Here is a 17,170-nt window from a genome sequence, read left to right on the forward strand (position 1 = left end):
GGGTGGCCCCCGGGTACCTGGCCGGTTCAGCCGTCGGCGCGGCCCAGGTAGGCGAGGACGGCCATCACCCGGCGGTGCCCGCCCTGCGCGGGCTGCAGGTCGAGCTTGGCGAAGATGTTGGAGATGTGCTTCTCCACCGCGCCCTCGGTGACGACCAGGCTCTCGGCGATGGCGCCGTTGGCGCGTCCCTGCGCCATCAGCCCCAGCACCTCCCGCTCGCGCGGCGTCAGCGCCTCCAGCGGGTCGCCGGTGCGGCGCCGGCCGAGCAACTGGCCGATCACCTCCGGGTCGATGACGGTCCCGCCGGCGGCGATCCGGCGGACCGCGTCGATGAACTCCGCGACGTCCGACACCCGCTCCTTCAGCAGGTAGCCGACGCCTTCCGCTCCGCCGCCGATCAGGTCCGTCGCGTACCGCTCCTCCACGTACTGCGACAGGACGAGGATCGGCGTGCCGGGGCGGCGCTCGCGGACGGCCAGCGCCGCGCGCAGCCCCTCGTCGGTGAACGACGGCGGCATCCGCACGTCCACGATGGCGAGGTCCGGCTCGTGCTCCTCGACGATCCCGAGCAGCCCCGGGCCGTCCCCGACCGTCGCGACCGTCTCGATCGCCGCGTCCGCGAGCAGCCGGACGAGCCCTTCGCGCAACAGCACCGAATCCTCGGCGATCACTACCCGCATGCGCCCATTATCGGGCCTCGCGGGCGGCGCCGGGCCGCGTCACCCGGGGCTCACCAGGGGGTCACCAGGTGCAGGGCAGGTCCGCGCGGATGATCGTGGGCCCGCCGGGCGGGCTGTCCACGATGAGCATCCCGTCGATGGTGGCGGCCCGGTCGGCCAGCCCCGCCAGCCCGCCTCCGGTCCGCGCCACCGCCCCGCCGACCCCGTTGTCGGTCACCTCGACGACGACCCAGCGGTCCTCCCGGACGACCCGGACGGACGCGCGGGTCGCCCGCGCGTACTTGGCGATGTTGGCCAGCGCCTCGGCGACGATGAAGTAGGCGATGCTCTCCACCGCGGCCGGCGGCCGCTCCGGCAGGTCGACGGAGACCTCGACGGGCACCGGCGCCCGCCCGGCCAGCCCGGACAGCGCCGGGTCCAGGCCGCGGTCGGTGAGGATCGCCGGGTAGATGCCGCGGGCGAGGTCCCGCAGCTCGGTGATGGCCTCCTTGGTGCCGGCGTGCGCCTGCTCGATCAGCGCCCGCGCGCCCTCCGGGTCGTCGTCGAGCTTCGCGCGGGCGCGGCCGATGTCCATCGCGACGGCCAGCAGCCGCTGCTGCGCGCCGTCGTGCAGGTCCCGCTCGATGCGGCGGCGCTCGAACTCCGCGGCGTCGACGCCGCGCGCCCGGCTGGCCCGCAGGTGCGCGGTCCGCTCCCGCAGCTCCATGTTCTCCGCCTGGGACGCGCTCGGACCGAGCATCAGCCGGGCCCACGCCGCGTGCGCGATCGCCATCCCGCGCGTCACGTACATCGCCGCCGCCAGGACGACCAGTCCCGCCGCCGACACCGGCAGCGCCTCGAACGGGTTCCCGGACCAGTACGTCACCGGCCCGAGGTTGATCTCCATGCCGCCGCCGAACAGCACGATCAGCGGCATGAACAGCAGCGTGCCCGTCAGCGCCCACGCGACGGCGGACACCATGAACTCCACCAGCGCGATGGGGAACAGCAGGACGAGGTAGGCGAGGTCCTTCCAGGTGGCGGGGTCGGCGGCCATCGACTTCAGCCGGACGAACGGGTTGCGGCCCTCCGGCCGCGGCCGGTACGGGTCGGGGACGGTGACGCCGAACGCGGCCCGCACCAGCCGGCGGTCCAGCCGCGCGCCGAACCGCCACGCCACCATCAGCAGCGCGAGCAGCGGGAACCCCACCCAGATGATCAGGGTGCCGAGCGACAGCGCCAGCCCGGCGGCCAGGACGACGAACCAGCCGAGCCCGAACGCCAGGCTCACCGCCAGGTACAGCGCGGACGTCCAGGTCACGGCGGACCGGGCCATCGCCGCGGGCCGCCACGGGCCGTCCGCGACGGACGCGGCGCGGCCGCCCGCCCGGGTCGCGCCCCCACCGGGGCTCCCGGCGCGCGCCGTCGGGTCCCCGGCGCCCCCGATGTCCCTGCTCAGCTCGCCCACGTCGTCCCTCCACGCCCGTTCCAACCTACGGTGCAAGCCTGCCTTCCGGGGCGCCCGGCCACCATGGAGGTCCCCGCCGGATCGGGGTGGGGCTAGCCCCACCATCGGCCTCCGGCACCGGTCCCGCCGTCCGGCGGCGGGACGCGGAACGCCCCCCGTCCGGGACGCGGAACGCCCCCGCCCGGGACCCGGGCGGGGGCGTCGCGGCGCGTGGATCAGCGGTCGTCGGAGACCGTCGTCTTCTGCACCTGCAGCAGGAACTCGGCGTTGGACTTGGTCTCCTTCATCTTCTCGATGAGGAGCTCCAGCGCCTGCTGGGTGTCGAGGGCGTGCAGCACCCGGCGCAGCTGCCAGACGACCCGCAGCTCCTCCGGCGCCATGAGGATCTCCTCCTTGCGGGTGGACGACTGGTCGACGTCCACCGCCGGGAAGATCCGCTTGTCCGCGAGCGACCGGTTGAGCTTCAGCTCCATGTTGCCGGTGCCCTTGAACTCCTCGAAGATGACCTCGTCCATCCGGGAGCCGGTCTCGACCAGCGCGGTGGCGAGGATCGTCAGCGAGCCGCCGTTCTCGATGTTGCGGGCCGCGCCGAAGAACCGCTTGGGCGGGTACAGCGCGGTCGAGTCGACACCACCGGACAGGATGCGGCCGGACGCCGGCGCCGCCAGGTTGTAGGCCCGGCCGAGGCGGGTGATCGAGTCGAGCAGCACGACGACGTCGTGGCCCAGCTCCACCAGCCGCTTCGCGCGCTCGATCGCCAGCTCGGCGACCGTGGTGTGGTCCTCGGCGGGACGGTCGAAGGTCGAGTGGATGACCTCGCCCTTCACCGTCCGCTGCATGTCGGTGACCTCTTCCGGACGCTCGTCCACGAGGACGACCATCAGGTGGCACTCCGGGTTGTTCTTGGTGATCGCGTTGGCGATCGCCTGGAGCACCATCGTCTTGCCGGCCTTCGGCGGCGACACGATCAGCCCGCGCTGGCCCTTGCCGATCGGCGAGACCAGGTCGATGATCCGGGTGGTCAGGATGCCCGGGTCGGACTCCAGCCGCAGCCGCTCCTGCGGGTACAGCGGGGTCAGCTTGGAGAAGTCGACGCGGCCCTTGGCCTGCTCCGGCTCCATCCCGTTGACGGTGTCGAGCCGCACGAGCGCGTTGAACTTCTCGCGCCGCTCGCCCTCGCGGGCCTGCCGGACGGCGCCGGTGATGACGTCGCCCTTGCGGAGGCCGTTCTTGCGGACCTGCGCCAGCGAGACGTACACGTCGTTCGGGCCGGGCAGGTAGCCGGTGGTGCGGACGAACGCGTAGTTGTCGAGGATGTCGAGGATGCCCGCGACCGGGATCAGGACGTCGTCCTCGCTGATCACCGGCTCCTCGTAGCGCTCGCGGCCGCCGCGGCCACGGTTGCGCTCGCGGAACCGGCGCCCGCGCCGGCTGCGGCCGCCCTCGTCGTCGTCGTGCTGGCCGCCGCCGCCCTGGCTCTGGCCGCGCTGCCGGCCGCCGCCGTCGCGGTCGCTCCGGTCACCGCGCTCGCCGCGGTCACCACGCTCACCGCGGTCGCCACGCTCGCCGCGGTCGCGGCCCTCGCCGCGCTCACGGCCGCCGCGCTGGCGCTGCCGCCCGCTCTCGCGGCCCTCGCGCCCGTCCCGGCCCTCGCGGCCGCCGTCGCGGCCGGACTCGCGGCCGCCCTGGGCCTCGCCGTCCTCGGAGCCGCCGCCCTGGGCCGCGGCGGGCTCCCGGTTCTGCCGGTCGTTCTGCCGGTCGCCGCGCTCGCCCCGGCCCTCGGACGCCCCCCGGTCCTGCTTGTCCGCCGCGCGCGCGCTCTGCCGGCCGCCCTGCCGCTCGGCCTTCTCGGGCCGGCCTTCCTGCTTGTCGGCCTGCCGGTCGGCGGCGGGCTGCTCGGCCGCGGCCTCGGGGATCGCGACCTGCTCGGCCGTCTCGCGCTTCGCCGCGGCGCGGGTGCGGCGCGGGCGCTCGGCCTTGGCCGTCTCGGCCTTGCCGGCGTCCTGCGCGCCCTTGCCCGCGGCGGCCTCGCCGGCCCCGGCGGCGGCCTTGGCAGCGGCTCCCTGCTCGCCCGCCGAGCCCTGCCCCTGGCCGCCCTGCTTCTCCTGGATGGCCGCGATGAGCTGGCTCTTGCGCATCCCGGTCACACCGGTGATGCCGAGGCTGGACGCGAGAGCCTTGAGCTCGGGCAGCACCATGGCGGACAGGCCCGTGCCGCTCCGGCGGCGCCGGGGGGCGGTGGGCTCCGCGCCGTTCTGCGCGGCGTCGGCCGCGGGTGCCGTGCTGGATGCGTCCGTAAGGAGTTCGCTGGATTCGCTCACTAAGGGTCCTTCCCAGGGAGCGGGCGTCGGCCGGCGTTCGGCCAGTCAACCCGGTAATACGGCCCGGCGGGGGCGCCGAGTCGGGCTCCGCTGATCACGATGGGGCCGGGATCGGCGATTTTCTGGGCACAGCCAGATGATGGACGGGACGGTTCGCTCGCACGTGTCCCCGCTACCGCCACGTCCGAAGTTTCGCTGGAATGCCTGACAACGGAATGTCACGGTGTCGGGGAGCCTGGTACGCGGGACCGACACGGCCGGAGGGCCGGACAGGCGACGCGCGGCTGACGAGCACGCTGCCCCGAACGGGGCATCTGGTGCGGCAATCAGCCTAACATCACCAGGGCACACTGCTATTCCCCAGAGGTCGATGTCTTCGCATTTTACCTAGGTGGATCTTGCGGGGACCCGCACCGGCCGGAGCGCCGCGACGGCCCGGACCGCACCCGGCCCGCCCCGGCGCCGCGTCAGCTCCGGCGGCCGGGTTCACCGGGCACGACGCATGCGCCGCGGGTCGCGACGTCCAACGGGTGTTCGTGCCACCCATTACCCACTCGCGCAGCCATCGAATCAACTCGTGATGCGTTTGTGAAGGCCAGGACAGTCGGTCCTGCCCCCGAAATCACCGCGGGCACTCCGGCGGAACGCAGCCGTTCGACGAGTTCCGCGGACTCCGGCATCGCGGGGGCGCGGTAATTCTGGTGCAGCCGGTCCTCCGTCGCGTCCAGCAGCACCGCGTCGCCGAGGCCGTCGCGCAGCGCGGCGACGAGCAGCGCGGCGCGTCCGGCGTTGGCGGCGGCGTCGGCGTGCGGGACGGTCTCGGGCAGCAGCCCGCGCGCCCGCTCGGTCGCCAGGCGCTGCTCGGGAACGAACGCCACCACCTGCCTGACCTGCGGTTCCAGCCGGACGAGGCGCGCGCCGTCCGGGGTCGTCCAGGCGATGGTGAGGCCGCCCGCGAGGCACGGCGCGACGTTGTCGGGATGCCCCTCGATGTCGGTCGCGAGGCGCAGCGCGGCGTCGTCGTCCATGAGGTCGCCGTGCGGGTGCAGCGCGCGCGCCGCGACGATCCCCGCGACGATGGCGGCCGACGACGAACCGAGCCCCCGGCTGTGCGGGATGCGGTTGCGGCATCGCAGACGGATGCCCTTCGGCTGGCCGGCCGGTTGGCCGGGTCCGGCCGCGGCGAGGTCGTCCAGCACGTCGAAGGTCCGGCGCAGCACCTTCACGATCAGGTGCCGCTCGCCGCGGTCGGCGACCTCGGCGCCCTCGCCGTCCACCTCGATGGACACCCCGTCGCCGGTCAGCGCCACCTCGACGTCGTCGTACAGCGCCAGCGCGAGGCCGAGCGAGTCGAAGCCCGGCCCCAGGTTGGCGCTCGTCGCCGGCGTCCGCACCAGGACGGACCGCTCCGGCGCCCCCATCAGGTGAGGCCGAGCGCGGAGGCCGCCTCGTGGGCGTCGACGCGGACGACGGTCGGCGCCGGCGCGCCGGAGATCGCCCAGTCGGGGTCCTTCAGGCCGTTGCCGGTCACCGTGCAGACCACCCGCGTCCCGGGCTTCACCACGCCCTGCTCGGCGGCCTGGAGCAGGCCCGCGACGCTCGCCGCGGACGCCGGCTCCACGAACACGCCCTCCTCCCGGGCGAGCAGCCGGTAGGCGGCGAGGATCTGCCGGTCGGTGACCGAGTCGATCGCGCCGCCCGACTCGTCGCGCGCGGCGATCGCGAGGTGCCAGGACGCGGGGTTGCCGATCCGGATCGCGGTCGCGATCGTCTGCGGCTTCAGCACCGGCTCGCCCTTGACGAACGGGGCCGCGCCGCTGGCCTGGAAGCCCAGCATGCGGGGCGTCCGCGTGGCGACGCCGTCGGCGGCGTACTCCTTGTAGCCCATCCAGTACGCCGAGATGTTGCCGGCGTTGCCGACCGGCAGGCAGTGCACGTCCGGCGCGTCGCCGAGCGCGTCCACGATCTCGAACGCGGCGGTCTTCTGGCCCTGCAGCCGATACTTGTTGACCGAGTTGACCAGCGCCACCGGATAGTCGACGGACAGCTTGCGGGCCAGCTCCAGGCAGTCGTCGAAGTTGCCGTCCACCTGCAGCAGCCGCGCGCCGTGCACCAGCGCCTGCGCCAGCTTCCCCATCGCGATCTTGCCGTTGGGGACGAGCACCGCGCACGTCATCCCGGCCCGCACCGCGTACGCGGCGGCCGACGCCGAGGTGTTGCCGGTCGAGGCGCAGATGACCGCCTTGGCGCCGTCCTCGGCCGCCTTGCTGATCGCCATCGTCATCCCGCGGTCCTTGAACGAACCGGTCGGGTTGAGGCCCTCGACCTTCAGGTGCACCTCGCAGCCGGTCAGCTGGGAGAGCCGGACGGCCGGCACCAGCGGCGTGCCGCCCTCCAGCAGCGTCACCACGGGCGTCGCGTCCGTCACCGGAAGCCGGTCGCGGTATTCCTCGATGAGGCCGCGCCACACGCGGGCGTTCCCGTTCACGTCAGTGTCTCCTTGGCTGACCTGCGAATGTGGACCCGGATTCTACCGGGATCTCACTCCTCGCCCTCGACGCGCATGACGCTGGCGACCTCGCGGACGCTGTCCAGCCCGCGCAGCCCCTCGACGACCGCCGACAGGGCCGCGTCCGGCGCCCGGTGCGTCACCACCACGAGCTGCGCCTCCTCGCCCAGCCCCACCTGCCGGACGGCCTGGATCGACACCTCGTGCCGGGCGAACTCCTCCGCGACGGTGGCGAGGACGCCCGCCTCGTCCGTCACGTCCAGGTGGATGTAGTAGCGGGTGACGGTCTCGCCCATCGGCAGCACCGGGAGCTTCGCGTACGTCACCTCGACCGGGCCCGGCGTGCCGCCGACGACGTTGCGCGCCACCGCGACCAGGTCGCCGAGCACCGCAGACGCCGTCGGGGCGCCGCCCGCGCCCGCGCCGTAGAACATCAGCGACCCCGCCGACTCCGCCTCGACGAACACCGCGTTGTAGGCCTCGCGGACGCTCGCCAGCGGATGCGTCCGCGGGATCATCGCCGGGTACACCCGCACCGACACCCCGCGCCCGTTCCGGCCGTCCCGGCCGTCCCGCGCGCCGCCGTCCGAGGGGACGCGCTCGCAGATCGCGAGGAGCTTCACCACGCAGTCCATGCCCTTGGCGCCCGCCACGTCCGCCGCGGACACCTCGGTGATGCCCTCGCGGTGCACGTCCGCCGCCGTCACGGGGGTGTGGAACGCGAGCTGCGCCAGGATCGCCGCCTTCGCCGCCGCGTCGAAGCCCTCCACGTCCGCCGTCGGGTCCGCCTCCGCGTACCCGAGCGACTGCGCCTCCTCCAGCGCCTCGTGGAACCCGGCCCCGGCGGAGTCCATCTGGTCGAGGATGTAGTTCGTCGTGCCGTTGACGATGCCGAGCACCCGGTGCACGTGGTCGCCGACCAGCGACTCCCGCAGCGGCCGCAGCAGCGGGATCGCGCCCGCCACCGACGCCTCGTAGTACAGGTCGGCGCCGTACTCGCGGGCCGCGGCGAACAGCGTCGCCCCGTCCTCGGCCAGCAGCGCCTTGTTCGCGGTGACGACCGACTTGCCGGTCTTCATCGCCTCCAGGATCAGCGTCCGGGCCGGCTCGATCCCGCCGATCACCTCGACGACGATGTCCACGTCGTCCCGCGTGACCAGCGCCTGCGCGTCCGTCGTGACCAGCTCCGGGTCGACGCCCGCGCGGACCCGCTCGGGCCGCCGCACCGCGACCCCGGCCAGCTCCAGCGGCGTCCCCACCCGCGCCGCGAGATCGTCGGCCTGCTCGCGCAGCAGCCGGACGACCTCGCTGCCGACGACGCCGCATCCCAGCAGCGCGACCCGCAGCGGGCCACGTTCGGGTTTCACGCTCCGACCTCCGCATCCGCATCCAGCCGCAGCAGGTCCTCGGCGGTCTCCCGGCGGACGATCACGCGCGACCTGCCGTCCTTCACCGCCACCACGGCGGGCTTCGGGACGTGGTTGTAGTTACTGGCCATCGATCGACAGTACGCACCGGTCGCGGCCACCGCCACCAGGTCCCCCGCCGCAATATCTTCGGGGAACCAGAGGTCCCGCACGACGATGTCCCCGCTTTCGCAGTGCTTGCCGACAAGCCTACTGAGCATGGGGGACGCCTCGGACGACCGGCTGGCGAGCGCGCCGGTGTACTCGGCGCCGTACAGGGCGGTCCGCAGGTTGTCGCTCATCCCGCCGTCCACCGACACGTACGTCCGCAGCCCCTCGACGTCCTTCACCGTGCCGACCTCGTACAGCGTCACGCCGCCCGGGCCGATGATCGCCCGGCCCGGCTCCACCGTCAGCCGCGGCATCGCCAGCCCGTACGCCCGGCACTCGTGCGCCACGATCTCCCGGAGGCCGTCCGCCATCGACTTCGGGTCGTGCGGCTCCTCCCCCGGCACGTACGCGATCCCGTAGCCGCCGCCGAGGTCCAGCTCCGGCAGCTCGATCCCGTGCTCGTCGCGGATCGCCACCAGCAGCTCCGCCAGCCGGTGCGCCGCGACCTCGAACCCGTCCACGTCGAAGATCTGCGACCCGATGTGGCTGTGCAGCCCCACCAGCTCCAGCTGCCTGAGCGCCAGCACCCGCCGGACCGCCTCCAGCGCCGCCCCGGAGCTGCGGGAGAACCCGAACTTCTGGTCGTCGTGGGCGGTCGCGATGAACTCGTGGGTGTGCGCCTCGACGCCCGTCGTGACCCGCACCATCACCTTCGGCCGGACGCCCCGCTCCTGCGCCAGGTACCCGAGCCGCGCGATCTCCTCGAACGAGTCGACCACGATCCGCCCGACCCCGACCTCCAGGGCCTTGTCCAGCTCCCAGGACGCCTTGTTGCTGCCGTGCAGCGTGATCCGCTCCGTCGGGAAGCCCGCCGCCAGCGCCACGGCCAGCTCGCCGCCGCTGCACACGTCCAGCCCGAGGCCCTCCTCCTGCAGCCACCGCGCCACCGCCGTGCACAGGAACGCCTTGCCCGCGTAATGCACGTCACCGTCGTGGAACGCCGCCGCGTACTCCCTCGCCCGGGACCGCACGTCCTCCTCGTCATAGACGTACAGGGGCGTCCCGTACTCCTTCGCCAGGTCCCGCACGTCGACGCCGCCGATCGTCAGCACGCCGTCCGCACGGGCCGCGCCGCGCGGCCACACGTGCGCGTCCAGGGCGTTCAGGTCGTCCGCCGGCCCCGCCGGGTGGTCTTCGGGCAGGACGTCCGCGTGCCGGGGCCCGGCAGGGTGAACTCGACTCATATCCGCTCTCTAGGGGTCTCACCGATCATCTTCAGGCCGTTGCCGAGGGCGACGCGCGCGGCCCGCGCCAGTCCGGCGCGTCCCGCGTGCACCGCCCCGGGTTTCTCGTCCCCCAGGGGCACGGCCGGGCACCGCTCATGGACGTCGTGGTACGCCCCGGCGACCCTCTCCAAGCAGAACGCCAGCGGCCTGGCGTCGCCTTCCCGTTCGGCCTGCGCGGCCCGTCCCGGCACCTCCGCGAGGGCCCCCACCAGCCGCGTCTCCGCGTCCGCGGGCTCCACCAGGGCGCCTTCGCCGACCCCGAGCTCCCGGGCCCACCGCCCGACCCAGCAGGCCCGCGCGTACGCGTACCGGACCGAGAACCCGGGGTTCTCGAACGTCCGCGGCCGATCGTCCCACCCGAACCGCGGGACGCGGGCCAGACCGTAATCGAGATCCCGCAGGATCCCCTCCACCACGTCCGCCGCCGGTACCTCGACCCGCACGAACCCGCGCCCGCTGACGGTCCCCCCGACCCGTGCCGCGATCGCCTCGGGCCCTATCCCCAGCACCAGCGCCACGGGGCTCTCGAAGACCCCGGCGCCGCGGGCGAGGACGAGCACCTCGTCGGGCACCGCGACGTCCAGCCCGCCCGCGGCGACGGCATCGCGCGCCGCCGCCACCAGGGCATCGCTCACCTCGGCCGGAGTCACTCTGGTGAGACTATCCGACCACTATCTGGACACCGCAGCGAGTTTCCGCACCGTCTGGATCAACTGGTTCGGGTCGAACGGCTTCGTCACATAGGCGTCCACACCGATCTCGTGCCCGCGCCTGACGTCGTGCTCCTGCGCCCGCGCCGTGATCATCACGACCCGGATGTGCGCGGTCCCCGGGTCCTCCCGGAGCCGGACCGCCGTCACCCACCCGTCCAGCCGCGGCATCATCACGTCCAGCGTGATCACGTCCGGCCGCACCTCGACCACCTTCTCCAGGCAGTCCTGACCGTCCACCGCGGTCGAGACCTCGAACCCCTCGAGTTGCAGGTTCACGGCGATGAGCTGCCGGATCACCTCGTCGTCGTCGACGACCAGCACGCGTCCCAGAGGCTCGGTCACGGCCTTGAAGTTAGTCGACTCCACCCTGGAACGCACGGCGAACGTCCACGTACGCGTCACCCCGCCAACCCTGGTAACCTTCAACACGCGCCGCACAGCGACGCAAGGGCCCCCTTAGCTCAGGGGATAGAGCAACGGCCTCCGGAGCCGTGTGCGCAGGTTCGAATCCTGCAGGGGGCACCCAGAGATCACCACCAGAAACCCGTTACGACCTGGGAAAACAGGCCGGACGGGTTTTTCCATTTGTGCAGCCCTGTGCAACCGGCCGCCGCCAATGGCCGCCGTCTGGGGGCTCACTGTGAAACAGACATCCCGGCGCCCCACGATCGGGGCCGCCGATGACGTGCGCCAGGGCGCCCAGCGGCCACGTCCAGATCCCGCGCTCCCTCATCTACTCCCCCGACCACAGCGGCTTGGCCGTCTGGACGTGGGCGATGTACGAGACCCTCATGCCCCACGGCCTGGACGGCGGCCGCGCCCCCGCCACCGCCCGCCGCCGCTTCCTGGCCGAACGAGCAAGCAGCGTCCTACACCGCCCCCACGAGACCAGCGAACGCTACGCCCCGTCTCCGCCTAGACCCTCGACATGGTCTGGGCCGGACGCCGCCGCCTCGCCGACACCATCTCGGCCGAAGCCTGGCGCCTCTATACAGCCGCGGTAGACCGCGCCCACCGCAACGGCAAGCCCCACCCCTTCGACGCCACCACGTCCCGCCTCGCCTCAGCCCTGAACGCTCCCAGGCCACCGCCAGCCGCCGCTTGACCGAGTTGAAAAGGGCCGGCCTCTTCGACGCAAGAAGGACTCACATCTACCGTCCAGTGGCTGGGGCAAGCTCATCCTCGCCCACAACAAGCCCATTGCCGGCAAGGCCTGAACGGGCAGCGGCCAGGTTCACAAGGACCGTGGCCTCAAGGGCCGCGGTCGCCGCGAAGTCCGCGTGGTGTGCATCCCGCCCCGAGCTGGTCGAGTTGCTTCGCGAGCACATCCGTCGGTTCGGCGTCGTGTCGGAGGGCCGACTCTTCCGCTCCGTCAATGGCGGGATCATCCATCCCTCGACGTACTGCGCGTCTGGCAGCGCGCTCCCTCGAGCGGTCTGAGTCCTGACGAGCGGAAGTCACCGGTCCTGGGCCGCCCGTACGACCTCCGCCGCCACGGTGGCGTGCTTTTGACGCCTGTATGCCGGCGTCCCGGCGCCTCAGGTGGCCGAGTGGGCGGGTCACAGCCTCGAAGTGCTGCAGAAGATCTACGCCAAGGTCGTCGCCGGCTTCAACGACGTCTGATTCCAGCGTATGGACGACGTGCTGGACGGCCACCCCGGCTCCACCATCGAGGGAGACAACTGATAACCGCCCAAGGGTTCGTCGGAGTCGCGGCCCCGGGGGCGGCGGCCGTCTACCCCGAACTACGGCAGCGGCTTGCGCATCAGCGTGCACATCGTTTCGTATCGGGTGGTGGTTCCGTCCGGGCCTTCCACCACCCACGAGTCAGGCGCGCTCCCGTAGGCGACGTAGCCGAGCCGCTCATACAAGGCGCGGGCCCGCGGGTTGCTCTCTTCGACGCCGAGTTCAGCGCTGTCCAGCCCGCGAGCGCGGATCCGCTGCTCGGCAGCCTGAATCAGAACGGTGCCGATCCCGCACGACTGCAGCGCCTCATGCACGGCCAGTTGCCAGAGGGTTCCCGCGCCAGGCGTCTTGGCGTAGTCGACTCCGCCGACCGCCACCGGCAGACCGGAAGGCGGGCAGACGGCGAGGTAGTCCACCTCGCCACGCGCGGCCCGATCCAGAGCCTTGGCCATGCTCACCAGGTGAGTGGCCGACCCGGACCAAGCGCACGAGGGAAGATCCTCATGGGTCAGGTCGCGGACGGTCAGCGACACCGTGATGTCGGCCATGAGCACTACCTCTCGCTCTCCGGTGACCCAGCGGTGGCGGGGCCGGCTAACGCTAACGCCGGACGTCTTCACTCCGCGATCGAGTTCGCGGAGCATCAACTCTCAGCGCGGGGCCAGGGGCCAACCACGAACCGACACCAGCGGCAGTGTCCCTGCCGGTCAGAACCTTGTATATGCGGCCGCGTGCCAAGCCACCGTTCATCGCCGTTCACGGAACATACGTGGAACGGCACCGAGGTCATCTCACCAGGTCAGCCCGGGCCATATGCGAAGGGCCCTTTACAGAGCACCGAGGTGAAGGGCGACCGCCTGACGAGTGGGAAGATCAGGTCGCGCGACGTCACCTGAACTGGCAGCTTCAATACCGGCGCGGGCCCCTTCTTCGTGGCCGACGAGCACTTGGACGAGTTCGCGGCGACCCACTCCGGCATGATCGGTGAGGCGCACCCGGCACGTGCGCACGGTGCCAGCAGGTCGGCAGCGTGCTTTTCTCGTGGATTCCGGCAGCGCGGTGTCCTCATGGCCAAGGGCACCTCCATCAACCTGACCGCAACTGCCGGCGCGTGGCAGAGCGGCAGTGGGCTCGTAGCACCGCGGGCTTCACGACCTTCGTCCACCGGTGCGATGCAAGATCAAAGAAACCGTCGAGCACGCCGCGCGATTCCTACGGAGTATCCACCACCGCCAGATACATGATCGCGTGTGGCCGCAATTGCTCCTTGACGCTCCTATGGCGCTCGCTCATGTTGACGTCGTGAGCACAGCACAACAGCCGACGACCTCGCATGGCAAGCGGGCAGCCGACATCATCGCGGTCATAGCCGGTCTCGCAGGCATCGCGGGCCTCGCGATTACCGGTGGCAAACTGGCCTATGCGCACTTTTATCCGGCGGAACCACAGCGGACCGCTCTGCATGTCTTCGATCCATGGGAGGGGCGCGCAGAGGACGTACGGAATCCGTCACTCACAGCGGGTTGCGATCAGCCCTCCCGAGCCAAGTTCGCCGCGAACACCCACCGCTGCTTCTTGAGCGACCACACAGTCGAAGACCCCTGCTTTGAACCCTCCTTCGGCGACGGTTTCGAAGATCTGAAAGGAAAGGAGATCATCTGCGTCGGCGCCCCTTGGGAGCACGCCCGAGTAGCGCACCTGGACGGACCGCCGCACAACATCACGGACACGACATCCCCGCCATCAGCGGGAAAGGAGAGCGCCGAAACACTTTGGGCCTTCCAACTGGCCAACGGCGATCACTGCCTACACCATCCTGAAGGCGTGCAAGAATACATCAACGGACGTCCCGTTCTCTTTCAGTGCCAGCGAGGGAACGTTCTTGACGTGAGCGCAAAAGGCCAGCTCTGGCGCGCCACATACTTCAAGAAGAGAGCACGAGAAAGTGACGACATAGCACTCAAGAAGGCATGGTTCTAGGGGAGGTCGGAAGTACAGGCGCTTCATAAAGGGGTGTCGCCGACGGACGACATCGCACGACAATGACTGAGCCGGTCGTTTCCGGCCATGTACAGCCCTTTTCGCGATAGGTCGCCGCTCGATGGATCCTTGCGGCGGCCCGGCGGTTTGGCATCCGCCGGGCCACCGGGTGGTCAGAGGTCGAGGCCGCCGCCCTTTTCGCGGGCGAGGAGCCGACGGCGCCCGTCTTGGCGTGGTCTGGCGTCATAGTGGGGCGAAAGTGGTGGTTGAGGGGGGATTGTCGGTGGGGGCGACGAGGACTCGGCCGTCGGAGAGGTTGTAGAACCAGCCGTGGACGCGCAGGCGGCCGTGGGCGAGGCCGCGGGCGACCTTGGGGTAGCGGCGGAGCTTTTCCAGCTGGGCCAGGAGGTGGAGCTGCCCGGGATCGGCCGGCGTTGGGGCCGCGGGGCGGCGAGGACGCTGGTTGGTGCGGGTGAGCCACCACCAGGTGGTGAACGCGCTGATGGAGAGGCCCCCGGGCCTCAGCGTGCGGACGGCTCCACAGTCGGAGTGACCGCAGACCACGATGTCGGTGACGCCCAGGACACAGACCGCGTATTCGATGGTGGCGGCTTCACCGGTGGGGCGGCCGGGCCGGTGGGGCGGGACGACGTTGCCGACGTTGCGCAGCTCGAAGAGCTGGCCCGGTCGGGCTCCGGTGAGGAAGGCCGGAGAGACGCGGGCGTCGGAGCAGGCGATGAACAGCGCTTCGGGTCGTTGCGGCGCCGCGGTGCTCCTTGCGGTCTGGGGACGGGGGCTCGTGGACGGGTGCGGGGTGATGGTGCGGGCATGCCGGATCAGCGACTCCATGGCGGGTCTCCCACGGTCGATGGAATGAGGGGGTCATCGGCGACGTCGCGCCGCGCAGGGCTCGGCCCCGGGCGCGTGGCGTTTGATCAGAGTCGGAAGATCTGCAGCGATGACGGCGTCAAGGAACGCGCCGAATGCGTCCGGGCATGCCATCTCCCCAGCGATGAGCGCGAGAGCCCTGCCCCGCGTTCCAGGCCCGCTTCGGACGCGGCCGCGCCGGGATGGCAGCCGGCGACGGTCGGGGCCTCGCCGACGAGTCGCTGGCGTGGTGCGATGCCTCGCTCGCATTGGCCTGCGGTGCACCAGCGGGGGTGGGCGTCCTTCCCTCCATGGGAGGCGGCGGCCATCGTGTCCGCCATCAGGGCGACGGACGCGACGCCTTTCGCGAGGGTCTCCGACCGTGCGGCCTGTTCGAGCTGGGACCCCGCCAGGGGCAGGCGCGCGGTCTCGTGGTGCCCGTCGGGATTGGCGGCGAGGTGGCCGGTGAGCAGCAGGGCGAGCACCAACACCAGCAGGCGTGTCGTGCGGGTGAGGCAGGTCGCCATCCTGGTGTCCATCCGATCCTCGGAACCCTGGTACCAAGCCACCGAATATCACTGTGCGTAGCTAATCGTAGAGCATGCATTACCCAAAGTCACCACCAACGACCCGGGGAGACGTCGGCGTCGCCCTCCGACCACAGGGCCAGGCGGCCAGCGCTGGGCGTTCGGACCCTCTGAGCTGCGGCGATGCCGGTGATTGACATTATGCAGGTGAATGCCTGCATAATGGGTGGCGTGAATCGGGAAGCCACTGCGATGGACGCGGCCTTCAAGGCGCTGGCCGATCCGACCCGGCGCCTGCTGCTCGACCGGCTGCGGGAGCGCAACGGGCAGACGCTGGGCGAGCTGTGCGAGCGCCTGGAGATGGCGCGCCAGTCGGCGACGCAGCACCTGAACGTGCTGGTCGACGCTGGCCTCGTGACCGTGGTGCGGCGCGGGCGGCAACGGCTGCACTACCTCAACCCGGCACCGATCCACGAGATCGAGCAGCGCTGGATCGCGGAGTTCGAGAGGCCGCGGCTGGAAGCGCTCAGCGCCATCCGGAACCAAGCCGAGGAGTACGCCATGACCGAGACGGCCGTATCCGTGCCGACCTACGTGTACGTCACCTACATCCGCGCGAGCGCCGAGCAGGTGTGGCGCGCGCTGACCGACGCCGATCTGACGGCGCGCTACTGGGGGCACGCCAACGTCTCCGACTGGCAGCCGGGGTCGTCCTGGGAGCACCGGCGCACGGACGGTTCGGGGGCCGTCGACGTCGTCGGGCGGGTCCTGGAGGCGGAGCCGCCGACCCGTCTCGTGATCACCTTCGAGGACCGTCCGGACGCCGAGCTGGAGCGGGAGCCGTCGGTGGTCACGTTCCTCGTCGAACCGCACGAGGAGATCGTCCGGCTGACGGTGACCCACGAGAACCTGCCCGACAAGGAGATGCTGAACGGGATCTCGCAGGGGTGGCCCGCCGTGCTGGCGAACCTCAAGTCCCTGCTCGAGACCGGTGACGTCCTTCCGCAGGCCCCCTGGGAGATGTGACGTCCCGTGGAGAGCACCCGGCTTGAGGCGGCCTACGGTGGGCTGCTCGACGCCGCCGTCACCGTGGACGGGGCGGTCGCGGCGCCGCCGCCCGGTGAGTGGACGGCCGACCAGATCCTGGCGCACGTCTCGCTCATCACGTCGGCCACGATCGCGGCGGCGTCGGCGGTCGCGTCCGGCGTCCACACCGCGTACGACAACCGCGTCGCGCTCGACACCTGGACCATCGACCGCGTCATCGCGCTCGCGGGCGGCGGCGCCGGGCTCCGCGACCGCGTCCGGCGGCAGGCGGACGCCCTGTGCGCGCTCAGCGGGCCGGCGTTGAGCGACGCGGAACTCGACACACCCGTGCCCACGCGGCTGCTGTCCAACGGCGCCTGCCTGGTCGATCAGCCCCTGCCGCTGCGGGACCTCCTCACAGGGCTCGCCGAGACGGAACTGCCCGGCCACACGCAGCAGATCCTGTCCCTCGTCACCGCGCCCGCTGGCCTCTGAACGCCGCGCCGCAAGCGCGGTGGGCGACGGTCCTCGACCAAGGCTTTGCCATCGGCGGCAGGTCGGCGGGCCGGTGGCGGGGCGCCCCGACCATACGGTTCTGCCAGTCCCGACGT

Annotated in this window: 15 protein-coding genes and 1 tRNA gene; 4 read left to right on the forward strand and 12 right to left on the reverse strand. The window is 71.7% G+C overall.

From position 1 onward, the window contains the following. Window positions 1-26: 26 nt before the first annotated feature. The 9 genes from ABT299_RS28265 to ABT299_RS28305 all read right to left on the reverse strand — a co-directional run bounded on the left by ABT299_RS28265 (window position 27) and on the right by ABT299_RS28305 (window position 10,794). On the reverse strand, window positions 27-680 hold the full coding sequence (locus ABT299_RS28265; protein ID WP_190862038.1) for a response regulator transcription factor: 654 nt from the start codon (window positions 678-680) through the stop codon (window positions 27-29). 61 nt (window positions 681-741) lie between these two features. Then, window positions 742-2,127, reverse strand: coding sequence for a sensor histidine kinase (locus ABT299_RS28270; protein ID WP_500252553.1), 1,386 nt, complete (start codon window positions 2,125-2,127; stop codon window positions 742-744). 215 nt (window positions 2,128-2,342) lie between these two features. After that, the gene (rho, locus tag ABT299_RS28275; protein WP_500252554.1) at window positions 2,343-4,448 is read right to left on the reverse strand and encodes a transcription termination factor Rho; all 2,106 of its coding nucleotides are present in this window, start codon (window positions 4,446-4,448) and stop codon (window positions 2,343-2,345) included. Between the two features lie 467 nt (window positions 4,449-4,915). Beyond that, on the reverse strand, window positions 4,916-5,869 hold the full coding sequence (thrB, locus tag ABT299_RS28280; RefSeq protein ID WP_500252555.1) for a homoserine kinase: 954 nt from the start codon (window positions 5,867-5,869) through the stop codon (window positions 4,916-4,918). Next, complete coding sequence (gene thrC, locus ABT299_RS28285; RefSeq protein ID WP_190862044.1) at window positions 5,869-6,936, reverse strand: threonine synthase; 1,068 nt, start codon at window positions 6,934-6,936, stop codon at window positions 5,869-5,871. Before thrC ends, thrB begins: the two co-directional genes overlap by 1 nt. 53 nt (window positions 6,937-6,989) lie before the next feature. Beyond that, window positions 6,990-8,324 (reverse strand): homoserine dehydrogenase, encoded by a 1,335-nt coding sequence (locus ABT299_RS28290; RefSeq protein ID WP_500252556.1) that lies wholly within the window; start codon window positions 8,322-8,324, stop codon window positions 6,990-6,992. Continuing rightward, on the reverse strand, window positions 8,321-9,718 hold the full coding sequence (gene lysA, locus ABT299_RS28295) for a diaminopimelate decarboxylase (RefSeq protein ID WP_500252557.1): 1,398 nt from the start codon (window positions 9,716-9,718) through the stop codon (window positions 8,321-8,323). Before lysA ends, ABT299_RS28290 begins: the two co-directional genes overlap by 4 nt. Next, window positions 9,715-10,410, reverse strand: coding sequence for a DALR anticodon-binding domain-containing protein (locus tag ABT299_RS28300; RefSeq protein ID WP_500252558.1), 696 nt, complete (start codon window positions 10,408-10,410; stop codon window positions 9,715-9,717). Before ABT299_RS28300 ends, lysA begins: the two co-directional genes overlap by 4 nt. A 21-nt stretch (window positions 10,411-10,431) precedes the next feature. After that, window positions 10,432-10,794: a response regulator transcription factor gene (locus ABT299_RS28305; RefSeq protein WP_190862106.1), complete on the reverse strand. Its 363-nt coding sequence runs from the start codon at window positions 10,792-10,794 to the stop codon at window positions 10,432-10,434. Between the two features lie 129 nt (window positions 10,795-10,923). Here ABT299_RS28305 and ABT299_RS28310 point away from each other — a divergent pair. Further along, window positions 10,924-10,995, forward strand: a tRNA-Arg gene (locus ABT299_RS28310). Between the two features lie 1,223 nt (window positions 10,996-12,218). On the opposite strand, the gene ABT299_RS28315 is transcribed toward ABT299_RS28310, so the two are convergent. Beyond that, window positions 12,219-12,707 carry a GNAT family N-acetyltransferase gene (locus tag ABT299_RS28315; RefSeq protein ID WP_500252559.1) on the reverse strand — a complete coding sequence of 163 codons (489 nt, stop codon included), beginning with the start codon at window positions 12,705-12,707 and terminating at the stop codon, window positions 12,219-12,221. 754 nt (window positions 12,708-13,461) lie between these two features. On the opposite strand from ABT299_RS28315, the gene ABT299_RS28320 reads away from it, so the two are divergent. After that, on the forward strand, window positions 13,462-14,139 hold the full coding sequence (locus ABT299_RS28320; protein WP_500252560.1) for a hypothetical protein: 678 nt from the start codon (window positions 13,462-13,464) through the stop codon (window positions 14,137-14,139). 243 nt (window positions 14,140-14,382) lie between these two features. Here the strand turns inward: ABT299_RS28320 and ABT299_RS28325 are convergent, their stop codons facing one another. Further along, window positions 14,383-14,988: a carbonic anhydrase gene (locus ABT299_RS28325; RefSeq protein WP_190862058.1), complete on the reverse strand. Its 606-nt coding sequence runs from the start codon at window positions 14,986-14,988 to the stop codon at window positions 14,383-14,385. An 86-nt stretch (window positions 14,989-15,074) separates the two neighbouring features. Then, window positions 15,075-15,545, reverse strand: coding sequence for a hypothetical protein (locus ABT299_RS28330; protein WP_500252561.1), 471 nt, complete (start codon window positions 15,543-15,545; stop codon window positions 15,075-15,077). Between the two features lie 219 nt (window positions 15,546-15,764). On the opposite strand from ABT299_RS28330, the gene ABT299_RS28335 reads away from it, so the two are divergent. Together ABT299_RS28335 and ABT299_RS28340 are read left to right on the forward strand one after the other, a co-directional pair. Then, window positions 15,765-16,559, forward strand: coding sequence for a metalloregulator ArsR/SmtB family transcription factor (locus tag ABT299_RS28335; RefSeq protein ID WP_206700150.1), 795 nt, complete (start codon window positions 15,765-15,767; stop codon window positions 16,557-16,559). 6 nt (window positions 16,560-16,565) lie between these two features. Further along, entirely contained in the window at window positions 16,566-17,054 is a 489-nt protein-coding gene (locus ABT299_RS28340) for a hypothetical protein (RefSeq protein WP_500252562.1), read from the forward strand. Window positions 17,055-17,170 lie beyond the last annotated feature (116 nt).

This window comes from Spirillospora sp. NPDC000708 (assembly GCF_040299565.1).
GTDB lineage: Bacteria > Actinomycetota > Actinomycetes > Streptosporangiales > Streptosporangiaceae > Spirillospora.

Coding starts and splice junctions, on each gene's coding strand:
- ABT299_RS28265 (WP_190862038.1), bottom strand. CDS start 680: ATGCGGGTAGTGATCGCCGAGGATTCGGTGCTGTTGCGCGAAGGGCTC.
- thrB (WP_500252555.1), bottom strand. CDS start 5,869: ATGGGGGCGCCGGAGCGGTCCGTCCTGGTGCGGACGCCGGCGACGAGC.
- lysA (WP_500252557.1), bottom strand. CDS start 9,718: ATGAGTCGAGTTCACCCTGCCGGGCCCCGGCACGCGGACGTCCTGCCC.
- ABT299_RS28315 (WP_500252559.1), bottom strand. CDS start 12,707: ATGGCCGACATCACGGTGTCGCTGACCGTCCGCGACCTGACCCATGAG.
- ABT299_RS28325 (WP_190862058.1), bottom strand. CDS start 14,988: ATGGAGTCGCTGATCCGGCATGCCCGCACCATCACCCCGCACCCGTCC.
- ABT299_RS28330 (WP_500252561.1), bottom strand. CDS start 15,545: ATGGACACCAGGATGGCGACCTGCCTCACCCGCACGACACGCCTGCTG.